Source organism: Leucobacter sp. PH1c, assembly GCF_000633415.1.
Taxonomy (GTDB): Bacteria; Actinomycetota; Actinomycetes; order Actinomycetales; family Microbacteriaceae; genus Leucobacter.
Genome location: NZ_AYMV01000018.1, coordinates 77,910 through 92,950 on the forward strand (window position 1 = coordinate 77,910; position 15,041 = coordinate 92,950).

Sequence of the window (15,041 nt, forward strand, 5' to 3'; positions counted from 1 at the left end):
CTGCGTCCTCCTCGGCCGAGCGAGCGGCCGGGAGCGGCCCCCTCGCGAACGATGTCTCGAGGATCGCACGGTTCGCGCGCCCGGTGCGGTTCGGGTCCGGGATCCTGCGCGGATTGCCGCGCGGCTGCGCAGGATGATCGCGAGAGGCGCGGACCACCGGGAATCCGCCGGGACACCGGGAATCCGCCGGAGCGCCGTGGCACGCGGAGTCCGTGGCACACGGAGTCCCGTGGCACGCGGCGCTCAGGAGTCGAAGACCCCGCGATCGTCGAAGCGGAGCCGCAGCGCCTCGGGCCGGGCCCGGCCGGGCGGGCTCTTCGCCCGGGTGCGGGAGGCCGAGCCGGCAGCGTCCGCGACGAGCGCGCCGCGGAGCCGCCTCGCGACCTCCCCGCCCTGGGCGTAGTCGAAGCGGACGATCGCGCGGACGAGCCCGGCGGGGCGGCGGGCGACGCCGCCGGAGGGCAGCGGGGTGGGCCCCAGGAAGTCCACGCCCGGCAGCTCCCGGAGGGGCTGCAGGGCGCGCTCCACCTCGTCGGGCCCGCCGCTCACGCTGGCGACACGAACGACGGGCGGGTAGCGCAGCGCCTGCCGGTCGTGGAGCTCGGCGCGCAGCCATTCCTCGGTGCGGCCCGTGACGAAGGCGCGGACCACCGGGCCGCCGCCGGACGCCATGAGGCAGATCCCGTCGGGGGCGGCGAGCGCCGCCGCGTTCTCCCACCAGCGCAGGCAGTCCTCGCCCGCGCGGAGCGTCTCGATGCTGAGGAGGCGCTCCGCGTCGAGGAGCACGACCGCACGGTAGCCGCCGGCGGCGAGCGGCTCGGCGCCCCGGGTGGCCACGACGAGCGCCGGGCGCCCATCGACGCGCTCGCGCGGGTGCTCGCCGTCGCTCAGAATCACGCGGGCGCCCTGGAACTGTCGCTCGAACTGCTCGACAGTGCGCGCGGAGCCCATGCCCCGCTCCTCGAGCCGTCGACTGTCGCACGTACCGCAGCGCCAGTCGCTCGCGTACTCGCCGCACCAGCGGCAGGAGGCGCGGCCCACGACGCGGAAGCCGATCGGCCCGGCGCAAGCGCGGCAGCGGGCGAGGTCGCCGCACTCGCCGCACACGGCGACGGGCGCGTAGCCGGGAGTGGCCACCTGGACGAGAACGGGGCCGGATCGGAGCGCCTCGCGAATCGTGCGGGCGGCGAACTCCGGTACCCGCCCGGCGAACGCGTCGGGCGTGAGGGAGGCGTCGGCGTGGACGACGCGGGTGCGACGCGGCGGGTGCTCCTGCGCGCGCACGTAGCCGATCTCCACGAGGCGCTGCACCTCGGCGCTGCGGGTGTGCCCCGAGAAGAAGAGCCCGGCGCCCGCCTGTTCGGCGCGAACGAGGGCCGCATCGCGGGCGTGCACGTAGGGCGTGAGGGGCTCGGCGAGCACGGGGTCGCCGTCGTCCCAGAAGAGGATGGCCCCGAGCTCGTGCGCGGGCGCGTAGACGGCGGATCGGTTGCCGAGGATGATGCGCGGCTCCGCGTCGAGCGCGCGGAGGAACCCGGCGTAGCGCTCGCCGTTCGACTGCCGCGAGTCGACGCGCACCGCGTCCTCGTGGCCGAGCGCAGCGAGCGCGTCGCGGAGCTGATCGAGGTCGCGATAGTCGGGGGCGACGAGGATCGTGCTGCGGCCCCGCGCGTGGAGCGCGAGGGCGAGCCGGGCGAGCTGGGCGGCCCAGCCACCCACCCACTCCCCCGTGTGCAGGCGCTCCGGCCCGTGGGACGCGGTGAATGCCAGGCGGGCACCCGCGAGGAGCTCGTCGGCGACCTCGGCCTCGGGGCTGGGCTCAAGGCTCTGCTCGGGGCTGGCCTCGGGGCTCTGCTCAGAGCTCGGCTCGGCACTCGGTTCGGCGCCCGAGTCGGCGTCCGCAGCACCAGCGCGTTCCGCCGCCGCGAGATGCTGCTTCTCGACCCGCACCTGCCGGGTCGGGATCGCGAGGCGGAGGATGTCGCCCGCGGAGCCGCCCGCGCGATCCGCGACCGCGCGGGCGAGCTGCCACACCTCGGGCGTGAGCTGCGGCACCCGGCTCACGATGTCGGCGATCGGAGCGAGTTCGCCGCCGAACTCGCTCCGCGCCACGAACTCGATGACGTAGCCGAAGCTCTTCCGCTCGCGCGAGCGGAACGGCACGCGGACGCGCTGCCCCACCCGGATCTCCTCGGCGAGTTCGGGCGGGACCGCGTAGTCGAAGAGGTGATCGAGCTGCGGGAGCGCCGAGTCGAGCAGGACGCGGGCGACGGCGCGGCCCGCCGCCCCCTCGGCGCGCTCGAACGCGGAGCTCACGGCGGCTGCTAGAGGCCTGCGGCGGCCTGGAGCTCGGCGACGCGGGGCGTCGCCTCCCAGGTGAAGCTGGGCAGCTCGCGGCCGAAGTGACCGTAGGCACTCGTCTGCGCGTAGATGGGGCGCAGGAGGGCGAGGTCGCGGATGATCGCGAGCGGGCGCAGGTCGAAGACCTGGCGCACGGCCTCCTCGATGCGCTCACGCGGCACGGTCTCGGTCCCGAAAGTCTCCACGTACAGACCGACCGGATGCGCGCGACCGATCGCGTAGGCGACCTGCAGCTCGGCGCGCTTCGCGAGGCCGGCGCGCACCACGTGCTTCGCCACCCAGCGCATCGCGTACGCCGCGGAACGGTCGACCTTCGACGGGTCCTTCCCGCTGAACGCGCCGCCGCCGTGGCGGCTCGCGCCGCCGTACGTGTCGATGATGATCTTGCGGCCCGTGAGCCCGGCATCGCCCATCGGCCCGCCGACGACGAAGGGGCCGGCCGGGTTGATGAAGAACTCAGCCCCGTCGCTCGCGAGCTCAACGCGATCGAGCACGGGTCGGATCACTTCGCGCTCGACGGCCTCGCGCAGCGCGGGCTGCGTGATGTCCGCGTGGTGCTGCGTGGACACGACGACGGCCTCGATGCTGGCCGCGCGATCGCCGTCGTAGCCGATGGTCACCTGCGTCTTGCCATCGGGCCGCAGCTCGGGGATCACCCCGGCGCGCCGCACAGCGGAGAGCTGCTCGGCCAGGCGGTGGGCGATCCAGCTGGGCAGCGGGTGCAGTTCGGGGGTCTCATCGGTGGCGTAGCCGAACATGATGCCCTGGTCGCCTGCGCCCTGCCGGCTCAGCTCGTCGTCGAGTGCGCCGCTGCGCAGCTCGAGCGAGGAGTCCACGCCGCCCGCGATATCCGGGGACTGCTGCCCGATCGAGACGGACACGCCGCAGGAGGAGCCGTCGAAGCCCATGTCGGAGCTCGTGTACCCGATCTCCCGAACCGCGTCGCGCACGATCTGCGGAATCTCGACGTAGCCGGAGGTCGACACCTCGCCGGCGACGTGCACGAGCCCCGTCGTGACAAGCGTCTCGACGGCCACACGGGCGCCAGGATCCTGCGCGAGCATCGCATCGAGGATCGAATCCGAGATGCGGTCGCAGATCTTGTCGGGGTGCCCCTCAGTGACCGATTCCGAGGTGAACTGACGCAGCGACACAGTGGCTCCTTGAGCGTGGAAGATGAATGGTGATGCGGGGCGTGGCCAGAAAACGCCGGTGGCGCCGGCCCCCTCAGGGTATCCGACGCCACAGACACTGCTGCGAGTGCAACAGAAGATTACTCGGCGGCCTCCGGCGCGCGCTTGGTCATCGTGAGCTTGCCCTCGACGACCTCGTGCAGCGCGATCGACAGCGGCTTGTCGTCGACGGACGAGTCGACGAGCGGGCCGACATTGTCGAAGAGGTTTCCGTCGTGCAGATCCGTGTAGTAGTCGTTGATCTGACGCGCACGCTGCGAGGCGAAGATCACCAGCGCGTACTTCGAATCCACCTTTTCGAGCAGGTCGTCGATGGGCGGGTCGATGATCCCGTTGACATTTGCCATGTACACACTCCTCCGGTTGACCTCACCATCTTAGCCGAGGATTCGCGTTCCCGCACCGCGGGCCGCGATCCGCGCGGGGCGGATCAGCCGAGGAGCGAGCGCACGAGCACGTGGCCGCGCGGCGTGGAGAGCCGAGTCCAGGTCAGCGAGCGCGAGACCCGCACGGGCTCGGCGGCATCGAGAAAGCCGAGCGCCTCTGCCGCGAATGCCGCCGCCGCAGGGATTCCGGGGGCGATCTCGGCTCCCCACACCGACGCTCGGACCTTGTGCACGACGGCCTCGCCCGGATCCTCCGGGAGCGCTGCCGCCACGCGGGAGATGCCCTCGCGCGCCACCTCACCGAGCGAGGCGGTGTCGAGTGCCCCCACAGCGCTCCAGCCGGAGATCGGCGGCAGCACGCCGGCCCACGCCGCCATGGCGGTAACATCGGGCATCTCGAGCGCGAGCCCGATGATCCCGAGCCGCGCGATCCGGTCGAGCAGTGCGCGACCCTGCACGGTCTCGTCGAGGTCCTCAGCGGCCGGCTCGGCGAGCGCGAAGCCGCGCATCGCGAGCACGACCGGCACGGTGTCCGTGATCCCGCGCGGGGCCTGCGTGCAGCCGTAGACCGCGAGCACGGCGCCCCGCGTCACGAGCCGCACCTCATCCTGCCCCGCCCGCTGGAGGCGCTCGAGGAAGATTCGGAGGTCGTCTCGCGTCGCGTGATCCGCGAGCTGCAGTGTGGCACCCATTCCATGCAGTCTAGCGACCGCCGCGCTCCGGTCCCTGGGCCCGGCGCGGGCCTAGACTGGCTCACAGACCCCACCCGAGATGCCGCCAGGAGGACCCATGACCGCCGCAGATCTCCTCACGATGCTCGCCGTGCTCGACTCGGGTGCCCGCACCCGCGAAGACATCCTCACGGGCCCCGCGCTGCCCACGCCGCACGGCCGCTCCTTCGGCGGACAGGTCCTCGGCCAGGCGCTCGCCGCTGCCGGCACGACGACGCCAGAGGGTCGCACCATCCACTCGATGCACGGCTACTTCCTCCGCCCGGGGAACAGCTCCGAGCGCATGACCTTCGAGGTGGATCGCCTGTACGACGGTCGCTCGTTCTCCACGCGCCGCGTGCAGGCGTATCAGGAGGGCGAGGTGCTGATGTCGCTCATCTCCTCGTTCCAGGAGCCCGACTCGGGGCTCGAGCATCAGGAGGGCATCGACCTCGCGGGCCTGCCGGAGCCGGAGTCGCTCCCCTCGGTCTGGGAGAAGTACGGCCACCTCGCGGGCAACGGCCAGGCCTCGTGGGTGCTGAACCGGCCGTTCGACTTCCGCTACCTGGAGTCGGACATCATCCTCGACGTGCCCGAGCGCACCAACCGGCAGCGCGTGTGGATGCGCAGCCGCGACACGCTCGACGCGCCCCCGATGCTGCACGCGGCGGCGCTCGCCTTCGCGAGCGACTACCTGCTGCTTGAGCCCATCGCGCGGCAGCACGGGATCCCGTGGGCGACGCCGGGCATGCGCTTCGCGAGCCTCGACCATGCCATGTGGTTCCACCGCCCATTCCGCGTGGACGAGTGGCTGCTCTACGAGCTCGACTCCCCCACGGCTCAGGGTGGGCGCGGGCTCACGCACGGCCGCTTCTACGACCGGAGCGGGGCGCTCGTCGCGAGCGTCGCGCAGGAGGGCATGATCCGGCTCCCCGGCGGCCCGGACGCCTCGGGCGACTAGCGGCGCCCGGGGCACGCCGCCGACGGCACGCGCCGCGGCGGCGTGCCCCGCAGAGCCTGGCCGCGCCGCCTAGCCCCGGCGCATCCGAACGGGCTCGTCCATCCACTCGGACACCGAGGCCCGGCCCTCGTCGGAGAGCCGGATCGGGCGCATCGTGACGCCGTCCACGATCACGATCTGAGAGATCGCGCGGGCGACCACGGTGCGCTCCTCAGCGGCGCCGTCCACGATCTCGTAGTGGACCTCCAGGCTCGATCCGCCGAGCTTCCCGATCCAGAGCTCGATCGTGATCGGGCGCTCGCCATACTCGAGCACCCGCAGGAACTCGATCTGCTGGTTCGCGACGAGCATCTTGGGGCCCGCGGGGTCGTCCCCGCGGAAGTGGCGCTCCATGCCCGTGCGCTCGCGGCCCGAGCCGAGCCAGAAGGTGCGCACGCGCGCCTCCTCCAGAAAGCGCGCGTAGGCGACGTTGTTGACGTGCCCGTAGGCGTCCTGATCGCCCCAGCGGAGCTCGAGATCGATGTGCGTGCGCGCCATGGCGCCCCTCCCGTCCGGATCGTGAAACGAAGCGGGGCCCGGCTCCGCAGTGGAACCGGGCCCCGTGCGCGCTAGTCGCGCGTGAGCTTGCGGTAGGTGACCCGCGACGGCTTCGCCGCGTCGGCACCGAGCCGCTCGATCTTGTTCGCCTCGTACGCCTCGAAGTTGCCCTCGAACCAGTACCAGTTCGCGGGGTTCTCCTCGGTGCCCTCGTAAGCGAGGATGTGCGTCGCGATGCGATCGAGGAACCACCGGTCGTGCGTGATGACCACGGCGCAGCCGGGGAACTCGAGCAGCGCGTTCTCCAGGCTCGTGAGCGTCTCGACGTCGAGGTCGTTCGTGGGCTCATCGAGGAGCAGGAGGTTGCCGCCCTGCTTCAGGGTGAGCGCGAGGTTCAGTCGGTTGCGCTCACCGCCGGAGAGCACGCCCGAGGGCTTCTGCTGGTCCGGCCCCTTGAACCCGAAGGTCGAGACGTAGGCGCGCGAGGGGATCTCGGTGTTGCCCACCTGGATGTAGTCGAGCCCGTCGGACACGACCTCCCAGACCGTCTTCTTGGGATCGATGCCCCCGCGGGTCTGGTCGACGTAGCTGAGCTTCACGGTCTCGCCGATCTTCAGCTCGCCGCCGTCGAGGGGCTCGAGCCCCACGATCGTCTTGAAGAGCGTGGTCTTGCCCACGCCGTTCGGGCCGATGATGCCGACGATGCCGTTGCGCGGCAGCGAGAACGACAGGCCGTCGATCAGCGTGCGGCCGTCGAAGCCCTTCGTCAGCCCCTTCGCCTCGAGCACGAGGCTGCCCAGACGCGGGCCTGCCGGGATCTGGATCTCCTCGAAGTCGAGCTTCCGGGTGCGCTCCGCCTCGGCCGCCATCTCCTCGTAGCGCGCCAGACGCGCCTTCGACTTGGCCTGGCGGCCCTTCGTGTTCGAGCGGACCCACTCGAGCTCTTCCTTCAGGCGCTTCTGGAGCTTCTGGTCCTTCTTGCCCTGCACCTCGAGTCGTGCGGCCTTCTGCTCGAGGTAGGTCGAGTAGTTGCCCTCGTAGGGGTAGAGACGACCGCGGTCGACCTCGCAGATCCAGGTCGCGACGTGGTCGAGGAAGTACCGGTCGTGGGTGACCGCCATGACGGCGCCGGGGTACTTCGCGAGGTGCTGCTCGAGCCACAGCACGCTCTCGGCGTCCAGGTGGTTCGTGGGCTCGTCGAGGAGGAGCAGATCGGGCTTCTCGAGGAGGAGCTTGCAGAGCGCCACACGGCGCTTCTCGCCGCCCGAGAGGTGCGACACGACCGCGTCCGAGGGCGGGCAGCGGAGCGCGTCCATCGCCTGCTCGAGCTGGTTGTCGAGGTCCCAGCCGTCGACCGCGTCGATGGCCTCCTGCAGCTCGCCCATCTCGGGGAGGAGCTTGTCGTAGTCGGCGTCCGGATTCGCCATCTCGGCCGAGATCTCATTGAAGCGGTCGAGCTTGCCCTTGATGTCCGCGACACCCTGCTGCACGTTCTCGAGGACCGTCTTGTCCTCGTCGAGCTCGGGCTCCTGCATGAGGATGCCGACCGTGTACCCGGGGGTGAGGATCGCCTCGCCGTTCGACGGGGTGTCGAGACCGGCCATGATCTTCAGGATCGTCGACTTCCCCGCGCCGTTCGGGCCGACGACGCCGATCTTCGCACCGGGCAGAAACGCCATGGTCACGTCGTCGAGGATCACCTTGTCGCCGTGCGCCTTGCGCGCGCGGACCATCTGGTAAATGTACTCAGCCATATGCTTTCCAGGCGCTACTCGCGCCCCGAACTCCCTGCTCGTGGTCGATGATGAATGCCACTACTCTACCGGGCGCATCCGTGCGCCCGGGGCGGCGATCCGGAAGTGCCGCGGGCGCTGTGCCAGAATCGCCTGCATGACTCCGACCGGCCCCCTCGCGATGATCCCCGATGCCCCGATCGCCGTCCCCGCCCGGGTGCGCGAGCTCGCCGCGGGCCGCCCGCTCACTGCGGTCTGGGTGAACGGGCTGGGCGGGATCACGTTCCGCGACCCCGGCGCGGCGCCGGGGACGCGCTCCGCCGAGGGAGCGGGCGAGCGGTTCATCAAGTGGGCCGCGGCCGGCGCGCCCGCAGAGGACCTCGGCGCCGAGGCCGAGCGGCTCGCGTGGGCGCGCGGGCACGGCGCCGCCGTCCCCGCCGTGCTCGACGTCGGCGCCGACGCGCAGGGCGCCTGGCTCATCACCCGCGGCATTCCCGCGCAGTCGGCAGTGACCCCGCGCTGGCGCCGCGACCCCGAGCGCGCGGCCCGCGGAATCGGGGCGGGGCTCCGTGCCCTGCACGAGACGCTCCCCGTTTCCGCGTGCCCGTACTCCTGGTCGGTCGAGACGCGGCTGCCCGAGTTCGAGGCGCGCCTCGCCCGCGGCGAGGGGCCCGAGAGCTGGGACCGGGCATTCCGCGGGTTGAGCGTCGCCGAGGCGCGCGCCCGGCTGCGCGATGCGCCCGAGCCGGATCGCCTCGTCGTCTGCCACGGCGACGCCTGCGCCCCGAACACGCTCCTCGACGCGCACGGCGGCTTCGCGGCGCACGTCGATCTCGGCGCGCTCGGCGTGGCCGACCGCTGGGCCGACCTCGCGGTCGCCGCCTGGAGCACCGAGTGGAACTACGGTCCCGGCTTCGCGCACCGCGTGTACGAGGGGTACGGGATCGACCCCGATCCCGAGCGGATCGCCTACTACCGGCTGCTCTGGGACCTGAGCTAGCCGGCTACTGGCCCGCGATGGGCGCCGTCGTGCCGATGAGGCAGATGTCCTGCTGCGGGCCGACGGCCGGCTCGGTCACGGCGACGAAGCTGCGATCGGCGGCGACAACCTGGCCGATGAGGCACTCGGCGCCCGCGCGCACGGAGACGAAGATGTTGTCGGCGTCGAGGTTCGTCTTCGTGCGGTCGAAGCTCACCTGCATGAGCGCGGGATCGAAGCCGGCATCGGTCACCGCCTGCACGATGGGGGCGCCCTGCACGGGGCCCTCGCCTGCGGTGTAGGTGCGCAGCACCTCGGTGAAGTACGGCAGGTTCTCCTCCGCCGTGCCACCGGGTACGAGCTCGGGGGCGATCTCCGGGGCCGGGGCGGAGGCCCGCGGCGGCGTCTCGGGCGAGGGGCCCTCGAGCAGCGAGCAGCCCGCGAGCAGGGGCAGCAGCAGGGCGATCGCGGCACCGGCGATCGCGCGGCGTCGGGGCAGGGCTCCAGGAGTCACGGGAACAGTCTATGCGCACCCGTTCCGGCGCGGCTGGCCGTCCGCTCACAGCCGTGCGATCCCCGTCCGCGGGGCGCTGCTCTCCACAGCACGGGGCAGGCGTGCCCACCGGGGTGGGCAGCGAGGGAAGCTGATGGCGGGCGAACGGCCCGTCACCCCCGCACGGCACGGGCCGTTCGCCCCCTTCCCCAACCGCGACCGAGCGCGGCCCATCAGAGAAAGCGAGCCCCCATGTCCGCACACTTCAGCGTCGTCGGTACCGTCGGCACCTCTCCCCGTCTCCTTCGCACTGCGACGGACGTCGCTCTGTGTTCGTTCCGTCTCGCCCACACCACGCGTCGCTACGACCGTTCGAGCGACTCCTGGGCGGACGGGGAGACGAGCTGGTTCACGGTGAACGCGTTCCGCGGTTTGGGCGAGCACGCGGCGGCCTCGCTCACGCGGGGCGATCGCGTGCTCGTCGCCGGCAGGCTGCGCATGCGCGCCTGGCAGAGCGGCGACCGCTCCGGGATCACCGCCGAGATCGAGGCGGACGCCGTCGGTCCGGATCTGCGCTGGGGCACCACGCAGTTCACGCCCGAGACCCCGCCCGTCACCGACCAGAACGATCCAGCGCAGCCGGACACCGCGCAGCCGGACGCCGCGCAGAGTGCCGCCTCGGGAGCGTCCTCGGCCCCGGCAGCTGGCCTCACCTCGGGTGACGCCGACGAGCGGGCAGCGGCCTGATGCGGGGCAGGCTCAGCGCAGGTACGCCGAGAACGCTGCGCGCACCTTGTTCACCTTCGGCACCGCGACGGCGAGGCAGTAGCCCTGCGTGGGGTTCTTCGCGAAGAAGTCCTGGTGCGCCTCCTCGGCGGGGTACACCTCACCGAGCGGCTCGATCGTCGTCACGATCTCCCCCGGCCACCACTCCGCGGCGCGCGCCCGCGCGGCCTCGAAGCGCTCGGCCTGCTCGGCGTCGGCCGGGAACATGGCGGAGCGGTACTGGGTGCCGACATCGTTGCCCTGGCGGTTCAACTGGGTCGGATCGTGCATCGTGAAGAACGCGTCGAGGATCACCTCGGCGGGAATCGTCTCCGGATCAAACGTGACCGCCACCGCTTCGGCGTGGCCCGTCGTCCCGGTGCAGACCTGCGGGTAGCTCGGGTTCGGCAGCGTGCCGCCGGTGTAGCAGGAGAGCACCTCGGAGACGCCGCGCAGCTGGCGGTACGCCGCGTCGAGGCACCAGAAGCAGCCGCCCGCAAGGACGTATGTCGTCTCGGTCATGCGCTCGTCTCCGTTCCATCGGCCTCGGGCCGCCACCAGGTGTCCTGCGGCGTCACCGGGAGCTGCCGCTTGTGCTCGGTCATGCGGTAGCGACGCTCGAGGTTCTCGGCCGCCTCCACCGCAACCTCTTCACCGCGCAGGTAGGCGTCGATGACGGGATAGCTCACGCCGAGGCTCGCCTCGTCCGACTGGCCCGGCTGGTCGTCGAGCAGGTCCGCCGTCGGCACCTTCTCCCAGAGCCGCTCCGGCGCATCGAGTGCGCGCAGCATCGCGGCACCCTGGCTCTTCGTGAGGCCGGCGAGCGGCACGACATCGGCCGCACCATCGCCGAACTTCGTGAAGAAGCCCGTGATCGCCTCGGCGGCATGGTCGGTGCCGATCACGAGGAGCCCGCGGTCCCCCGCGATCGCGTACTGGGCAACCATGCGCATGCGTGCCTTCACGTTGCCGCGCGTGAAATCGCTCACGGGCTCCCCCATCGCCGCGGCGACCTGCGCGACGATGCCGTCGGTGCCCGGTGCGATATCGACGGAGACCGCCCGGTCAGGGGCGATGAACGACAGCGCCAGCTGGGCGTCGTCCTCATCGCGCTGCACGGCGTAGGGCAGCCGCACCGCGACGAACTCGGCCTCGGCGCCCTCGGCACGGAGCCGCTCGACGGCGAGCTGGGCCAGACGCCCCGCGAGCGAGGAGTCCTGCCCGCCCGAGATGCCGAGCACGAAGCCACGCACGCCCGGGATCGAGCGCGCGTACTCCACGAGGAAGTCCACACGGCGCGCGACCTCGGCCGCCGGATCGATCTCGGGAACCGGCCCGAGCTGACGGATGATCTCCTGCTGCATCTCGCTCACGGTTCCACTCTACTCCGGCAGCCCGGGAGCGGCTCAGGCCATGACCTCTTCGAGCGGCATCAGGCAGCGCGGGCCGAGCAGGCCCTTGAGCTCACCAAAGAGATCCGCGGAGACGCGCACCTGCACCGGCAGCTCGAACACCCGAATCGCCATCGACGTGACGAGGTTCAGCCGTACCTCGCTCTCGCCCCGGTGCCGCAGCAGCGTGCGCTTGAGCTCGTCCATCAGCTCCTCGGTGGCGCGGGTGTCCGAGATCGTGAGCACGAGCGTCTCCGCGTCCTCCTGCACGGCCGCGTCGATCGGGCGCACCCCGTACGCGTGCATCGACATGCCGTCGTCGCGCGCGTTCATCTTGCCGCGGATCGCGACGATCGAGTCTGGCTGCAGCAGGCTGCCGAACTCCTGGTACGACTTGCCCATGAAGAGCGCCTGGATCTCGCCCGTGAAGTCCTCGATCGTCACCATGCCGTAGAGGTTGCCCGACTTGGCCGTGCGGTGCTGCACGCTCGTGAGGAGACCCGCGATCGTCACGATCTCGCCGTCGAAGCCGGGCGAGGCATCGGGGTTCGTCACCTGCTGCACGGTGGCGCTCGCCTCCTTCGCGAGGGCCGAGTCGAGGCCCCGAAGCGGGTGATCCGAGACGTAGAGCCCGAGCATCTCGCGCTCGAAGGAGAGCTTGTCCTTCTTTGTCCACTCGGGCCGGTCCGGCACCTGAGAGGCCGTCTCCGAGCTCTCCCCCGCGGCCTCGGCCGCCTCCGCGAAGAGGCTGTCAAAGTCAAACCCGACGTTGCCGTTCTCGGCGTCGCGCTTCTCCTTCACGGCGCTCTCGATCGTCTGCTCGTGGATCTCCACGAGCGCGCGGCGCGTTCCGCCGAGCCCGTCGAAGGCGCCGGCCTTGATCAGCGACTCGATCGTGCGCTTGTTGAGCACGACGAGCGGCACCTTCTTGAGGAAGTCGTGGTAGCTCTCGAAGCTGCCCTTGCCCTCCCGGGCCTCGCGGATCGCCTCGACCACGTTCGTGCCGACGTTGCGGATCGCCCCCAGGCCGAAGCGGATGTCGTCGCCCACGGCCGAGAAGTTCGCGAACGAGTCGTTGACGGCGGGCGGGAGCACCTTGATGCCCATGCGGCGGCACTCGTTCAGATAGATCGCGAGCTTGTCCTTCGAGTCGCCGACGCTCGTGAGCAGCGCGGCCATGTACTCGCCCGGGTAGTGCGCCTTCAGGTAGGCGGTCCAGTACGAGACCACGCCGTATGCGGCGGAGTGGGCCTTGTTGAAGGCGTAGTCCGAGAACGGGAGGAGGATGTCCCAGAGGGACTTGATCGCGGCGTCCGAGAAGCCGCGCTCCTTCATGCCGCCGGAGAAGCCGGCGTACTGCTTGTCGAGCTCCTCTTTCTTCTTCTTACCCATCGCGCGGCGAAGAATATCCGCCTCGCCGAGCGAGAAGCCCGCCACCTTCTGGGCGATCGACATCACCTGCTCCTGGTAGATGATGAGGCCGAAGGTGGTGTCGAGGATCTCTCGGAGCGGCTCCTCGAGCTCCGGGTGGATCGGCGTGATCGGCTGCAGGCCGTTCTTTCGGAGCGCATAGTTCGTGTGCGAGTCGGCGCCCATGGGGCCCGGTCGGTACAGGGCGAGGACGGCCGAGATGTCCTCGAAGTTATCGGGCTTCATGAGTCGCAGCAGTCCGCGCATGGGGCCGCCATCGAGCTGGAAGACACCGAGCGTATCGCCGCGCGCCAGCAGCTCGTACGACTCTGTGTCGTCGAGCTCGAGCCGCTCGAGGTCGAGCTCGACGCCCCGGTTGAGGCGGATGTTCTCGAGCGCGTCGGAGATGATCGTCAGGTTGCGGAGCCCGAGGAAGTCCATCTTGATCAGGCCGAGGCCCTCGCAGGTCGGGTAGTCGAACTGCGTGACGATCTGGCCGTCCTGCTCGCGCTTCATGATGGGGATGATGTCGATGAGCGGATCGCTCGACATGATCACACCGGCCGCGTGCACGCCCCACTGGCGCTTCAGCCCCTCGAGGCCGAGGGCCGTCTCGTAGACCTTCGCCGCGTCAGGATCCTCCTGGAGCACCGAGCGGAACTCCGCGGCCTCCTTGTACCTCGGGTGGTTCGGGTCCGTGATCCCGGAGAGCGGGATGTCCTTCGCCATGACGGCGGGGGGCATCGCCTTCGTCAGCTTCTCCCCCATGCCGAAGGGGAAGCCGAGCACGCGGGAGGAGTCCTTGAGCGCCTGCTTCGACTTGATCGTGCCGTAGGTGACGATCTGCGCGACGCGCTCGTCACCGTACTTCTCGGTCACGTACTTGATGACCTCGCCGCGGCGACGATCATCGAAGTCGACATCGAAGTCGGGCATGGAGACGCGGTCCGGGTTGAGGAAGCGCTCGAAGATGAGGCCGTGCTGCAGCGGATCGAGGTCCGTGATGCGCATCGCGTAGGCGGCCATCGACCCGGCGCCCGAGCCGCGACCGGGGCCCACGCGGATCCCGTTGTCCTTCGACCAGTTGATGAAGTCGGCGACGACGAGGAAGTAGCCGGGGAAGCCCATCTGCGTGATGACCCCGGTCTCGTACTCCGCCTGCTTGCGCACGGGATCCGGGATGCCGTTCGGGTAGCGGTAGTGGAGGCCCTTCTCGACCTCCTTGATGAACCAGCTCTCCTCGTTCTCGCCCTCGGGAACGGGGTAGCGCGGCATGTAGTTGGCCGAGGTGTTGAACTCGGAATTGCAGCGCTCGGCGATCAGCAGCGTGTTATCGCACGCCTCGGGCATCTCGCGGAAGATGTGCCGCATCTCGGCCGCGGTCTTCAGGTAGTAGCCGGAGCCGCTGAACTGGAAGCGGTTCGGGTCGTCGAGCCGCGAACCGGACTGCACGCAGAGGAGGGCCGAGTGCGACTCGGCATCCGCCTCGTGCACGTAGTGGAGGTCATTCGTCGCGACGAGCGGGATCCCGAGATCCTTCGAGATCGCGATCAGGTCCTTCTGCACGCGGCGCTCGATGTCGAGACCGTGATCCATGATCTCGCAGAAGTAGTTCTCCTTGCCGAAGATCGCCTGGAACTCCGCGGCGGCTTCGCGGGCTTCCTTGTACTGTCCGAGGCGCAGCCGGGTCTGGATCTCCCCCGAGGGGCAGCCCGTCGTGGCGATGAGGCCGTTCGAGTACTGCTGCAGCAGCTCGCGGTCCATGCGCGGCTTGAAGTAGTAGCCCTCGATGGAGGCGTAGCTCGACAGCCGGAAGAGATTGTGCATCCCCTCCGTCGTCTCCGAGAGGAGCGTCATGTGCGTGTAGGCGCCCGCACCCGAGACGTCGTCACCGCCGCCGTCGCCCCAGCGTACGCGCGTGCGGTCGCTGCGGTGCGTGCCTGGCGTGACATACGCCTCGATGCCGATGATCGGGTTGACGCCGTGATCGCGCGCCGTCTTCCAGAAGTCGAACGCGCCGAACGTGTTGCCGTGGTCGGTGACCGCGATCGCGGGCATGCCCTGCTCCGCGGTTGCTTGAATGAGCGGTTTCACCCGAGCCGCACCGTCGAGCATCGAGTAC

At 70.6% G+C, this 15,041-nt stretch carries 13 protein-coding genes; 3 read left to right on the forward strand and 10 right to left on the reverse strand.

Annotation, left to right across the window (positions count from 1 at the left end; translation table 11 throughout):
• Positions 1–243 precede the first annotated feature (243 nt).
• The 4 genes from U874_RS0106055 to U874_RS0106070 form a co-directional block, all read right to left on the reverse strand.
• A complete protein-coding gene (locus U874_RS0106055; RefSeq protein ID WP_025133646.1) occupies positions 244–2,316 on the reverse strand; it encodes a hypothetical protein in 2,073 nt (690 codons plus the stop codon).
• 8 nt (positions 2,317–2,324) lie between these two features.
• Positions 2,325–3,515 (reverse strand): methionine adenosyltransferase, encoded by a 1,191-nt coding sequence (metK, locus tag U874_RS0106060; RefSeq protein ID WP_025133647.1) that lies wholly within the window; start codon positions 3,513–3,515, stop codon positions 2,325–2,327.
• A gap of 119 nt (positions 3,516–3,634) precedes the next feature.
• A complete protein-coding gene (gene rpoZ / locus U874_RS0106065; RefSeq protein WP_025133648.1) occupies positions 3,635–3,901 on the reverse strand; it encodes a DNA-directed RNA polymerase subunit omega in 267 nt (88 codons plus the stop codon).
• 83 nt (positions 3,902–3,984) lie between these two features.
• Positions 3,985–4,632, reverse strand: coding sequence for a hypothetical protein (locus tag U874_RS0106070; RefSeq protein WP_025133649.1), 648 nt, complete (start codon positions 4,630–4,632; stop codon positions 3,985–3,987).
• A 97-nt stretch (positions 4,633–4,729) separates the two neighbouring features.
• Between U874_RS0106070 and U874_RS0106075 the strand changes: the two genes are divergently transcribed.
• On the forward strand, positions 4,730–5,611 hold the full coding sequence (locus U874_RS0106075; protein ID WP_025133650.1) for an acyl-CoA thioesterase II: 882 nt from the start codon (positions 4,730–4,732) through the stop codon (positions 5,609–5,611).
• Positions 5,612–5,680: 69 nt separating this feature from the next.
• Here the strand turns inward: U874_RS0106075 and U874_RS0106080 are convergent, their stop codons facing one another.
• Together U874_RS0106080 and ettA are read right to left on the reverse strand one after the other, a co-directional pair.
• Entirely contained in the window at positions 5,681–6,148 is a 468-nt protein-coding gene (locus U874_RS0106080; RefSeq protein ID WP_025133651.1) for a thioesterase family protein, read from the reverse strand.
• Positions 6,149–6,219: 71 nt separating this feature from the next.
• Positions 6,220–7,902, reverse strand: a complete 1,683-nt coding sequence (ettA, locus tag U874_RS0106085; RefSeq protein ID WP_025133652.1) for an energy-dependent translational throttle protein EttA — start codon at positions 7,900–7,902, stop codon at positions 6,220–6,222.
• Positions 7,903–8,038: 136 nt separating this feature from the next.
• On the opposite strand from ettA, the gene U874_RS0106090 reads away from it, so the two are divergent.
• On the forward strand, positions 8,039–8,881 hold the full coding sequence (locus U874_RS0106090; protein ID WP_025133653.1) for an aminoglycoside 3'-phosphotransferase: 843 nt from the start codon (positions 8,039–8,041) through the stop codon (positions 8,879–8,881).
• Positions 8,882–8,885: 4 nt separating this feature from the next.
• On the opposite strand, the gene U874_RS0106095 is transcribed toward U874_RS0106090, so the two are convergent.
• On the reverse strand, positions 8,886–9,374 hold the full coding sequence (locus U874_RS0106095; protein ID WP_025133654.1) for a hypothetical protein: 489 nt from the start codon (positions 9,372–9,374) through the stop codon (positions 8,886–8,888).
• Positions 9,375–9,605: 231 nt separating this feature from the next.
• Here U874_RS0106095 and ssb point away from each other — a divergent pair, with 231 nt between their 5' ends.
• The gene (ssb, locus tag U874_RS0106100) at positions 9,606–10,100 is read left to right on the forward strand and encodes a single-stranded DNA-binding protein (protein ID WP_025133655.1); all 495 of its coding nucleotides are present in this window, start codon (positions 9,606–9,608) and stop codon (positions 10,098–10,100) included.
• 12 nt (positions 10,101–10,112) lie between these two features.
• Here the strand turns inward: ssb and msrA are convergent, their stop codons facing one another.
• The 3 genes from msrA to dnaE are packed head-to-tail and all read right to left on the reverse strand — an operon-like array spanning position 10,113 to position 15,034.
• Positions 10,113–10,640, reverse strand: coding sequence for a peptide-methionine (S)-S-oxide reductase MsrA (msrA, locus tag U874_RS0106105; protein ID WP_025133656.1), 528 nt, complete (start codon positions 10,638–10,640; stop codon positions 10,113–10,115).
• Entirely contained in the window at positions 10,637–11,482 is an 846-nt protein-coding gene (gene nadE, locus U874_RS0106110; RefSeq protein WP_198525820.1) for an ammonia-dependent NAD(+) synthetase, read from the reverse strand. Before nadE ends, msrA begins: the two co-directional genes overlap by 4 nt.
• A 42-nt stretch (positions 11,483–11,524) precedes the next feature.
• The gene (gene dnaE, locus U874_RS0106115) at positions 11,525–15,034 is read right to left on the reverse strand and encodes a DNA polymerase III subunit alpha (protein WP_051582822.1); all 3,510 of its coding nucleotides are present in this window, start codon (positions 15,032–15,034) and stop codon (positions 11,525–11,527) included.
• Positions 15,035–15,041 lie beyond the last annotated feature (7 nt).

Excerpts from the sequence above, each read along its gene's own strand:
- rpoZ (WP_025133648.1), bottom strand. The coding sequence starts at position 3,901 with ATGGCAAATGTCAACGGGATCATCGACCCGCCCATCGACGACCTGCTC.
- U874_RS0106070 (WP_025133649.1), bottom strand. The coding sequence starts at position 4,632 with ATGGGTGCCACACTGCAGCTCGCGGATCACGCGACGCGAGACGACCTC.
- U874_RS0106075 (WP_025133650.1), top strand. The coding sequence starts at position 4,730 with ATGACCGCCGCAGATCTCCTCACGATGCTCGCCGTGCTCGACTCGGGT.
- U874_RS0106080 (WP_025133651.1), bottom strand. The coding sequence starts at position 6,148 with ATGGCGCGCACGCACATCGATCTCGAGCTCCGCTGGGGCGATCAGGAC.
- ettA (WP_025133652.1), bottom strand. The coding sequence starts at position 7,902 with ATGGCTGAGTACATTTACCAGATGGTCCGCGCGCGCAAGGCGCACGGC.
- U874_RS0106090 (WP_025133653.1), top strand. The coding sequence starts at position 8,039 with ATGACTCCGACCGGCCCCCTCGCGATGATCCCCGATGCCCCGATCGCC.
- ssb (WP_025133655.1), top strand. The coding sequence starts at position 9,606 with ATGTCCGCACACTTCAGCGTCGTCGGTACCGTCGGCACCTCTCCCCGT.
- msrA (WP_025133656.1), bottom strand. The coding sequence starts at position 10,640 with ATGACCGAGACGACATACGTCCTTGCGGGCGGCTGCTTCTGGTGCCTC.
- nadE (WP_198525820.1), bottom strand. The coding sequence starts at position 11,482 with ATGCAGCAGGAGATCATCCGTCAGCTCGGGCCGGTTCCCGAGATCGAT.
- dnaE (WP_051582822.1), bottom strand. The coding sequence starts at position 15,034 with ATGCTCGACGGTGCGGCTCGGGTGAAACCGCTCATTCAAGCAACCGCG.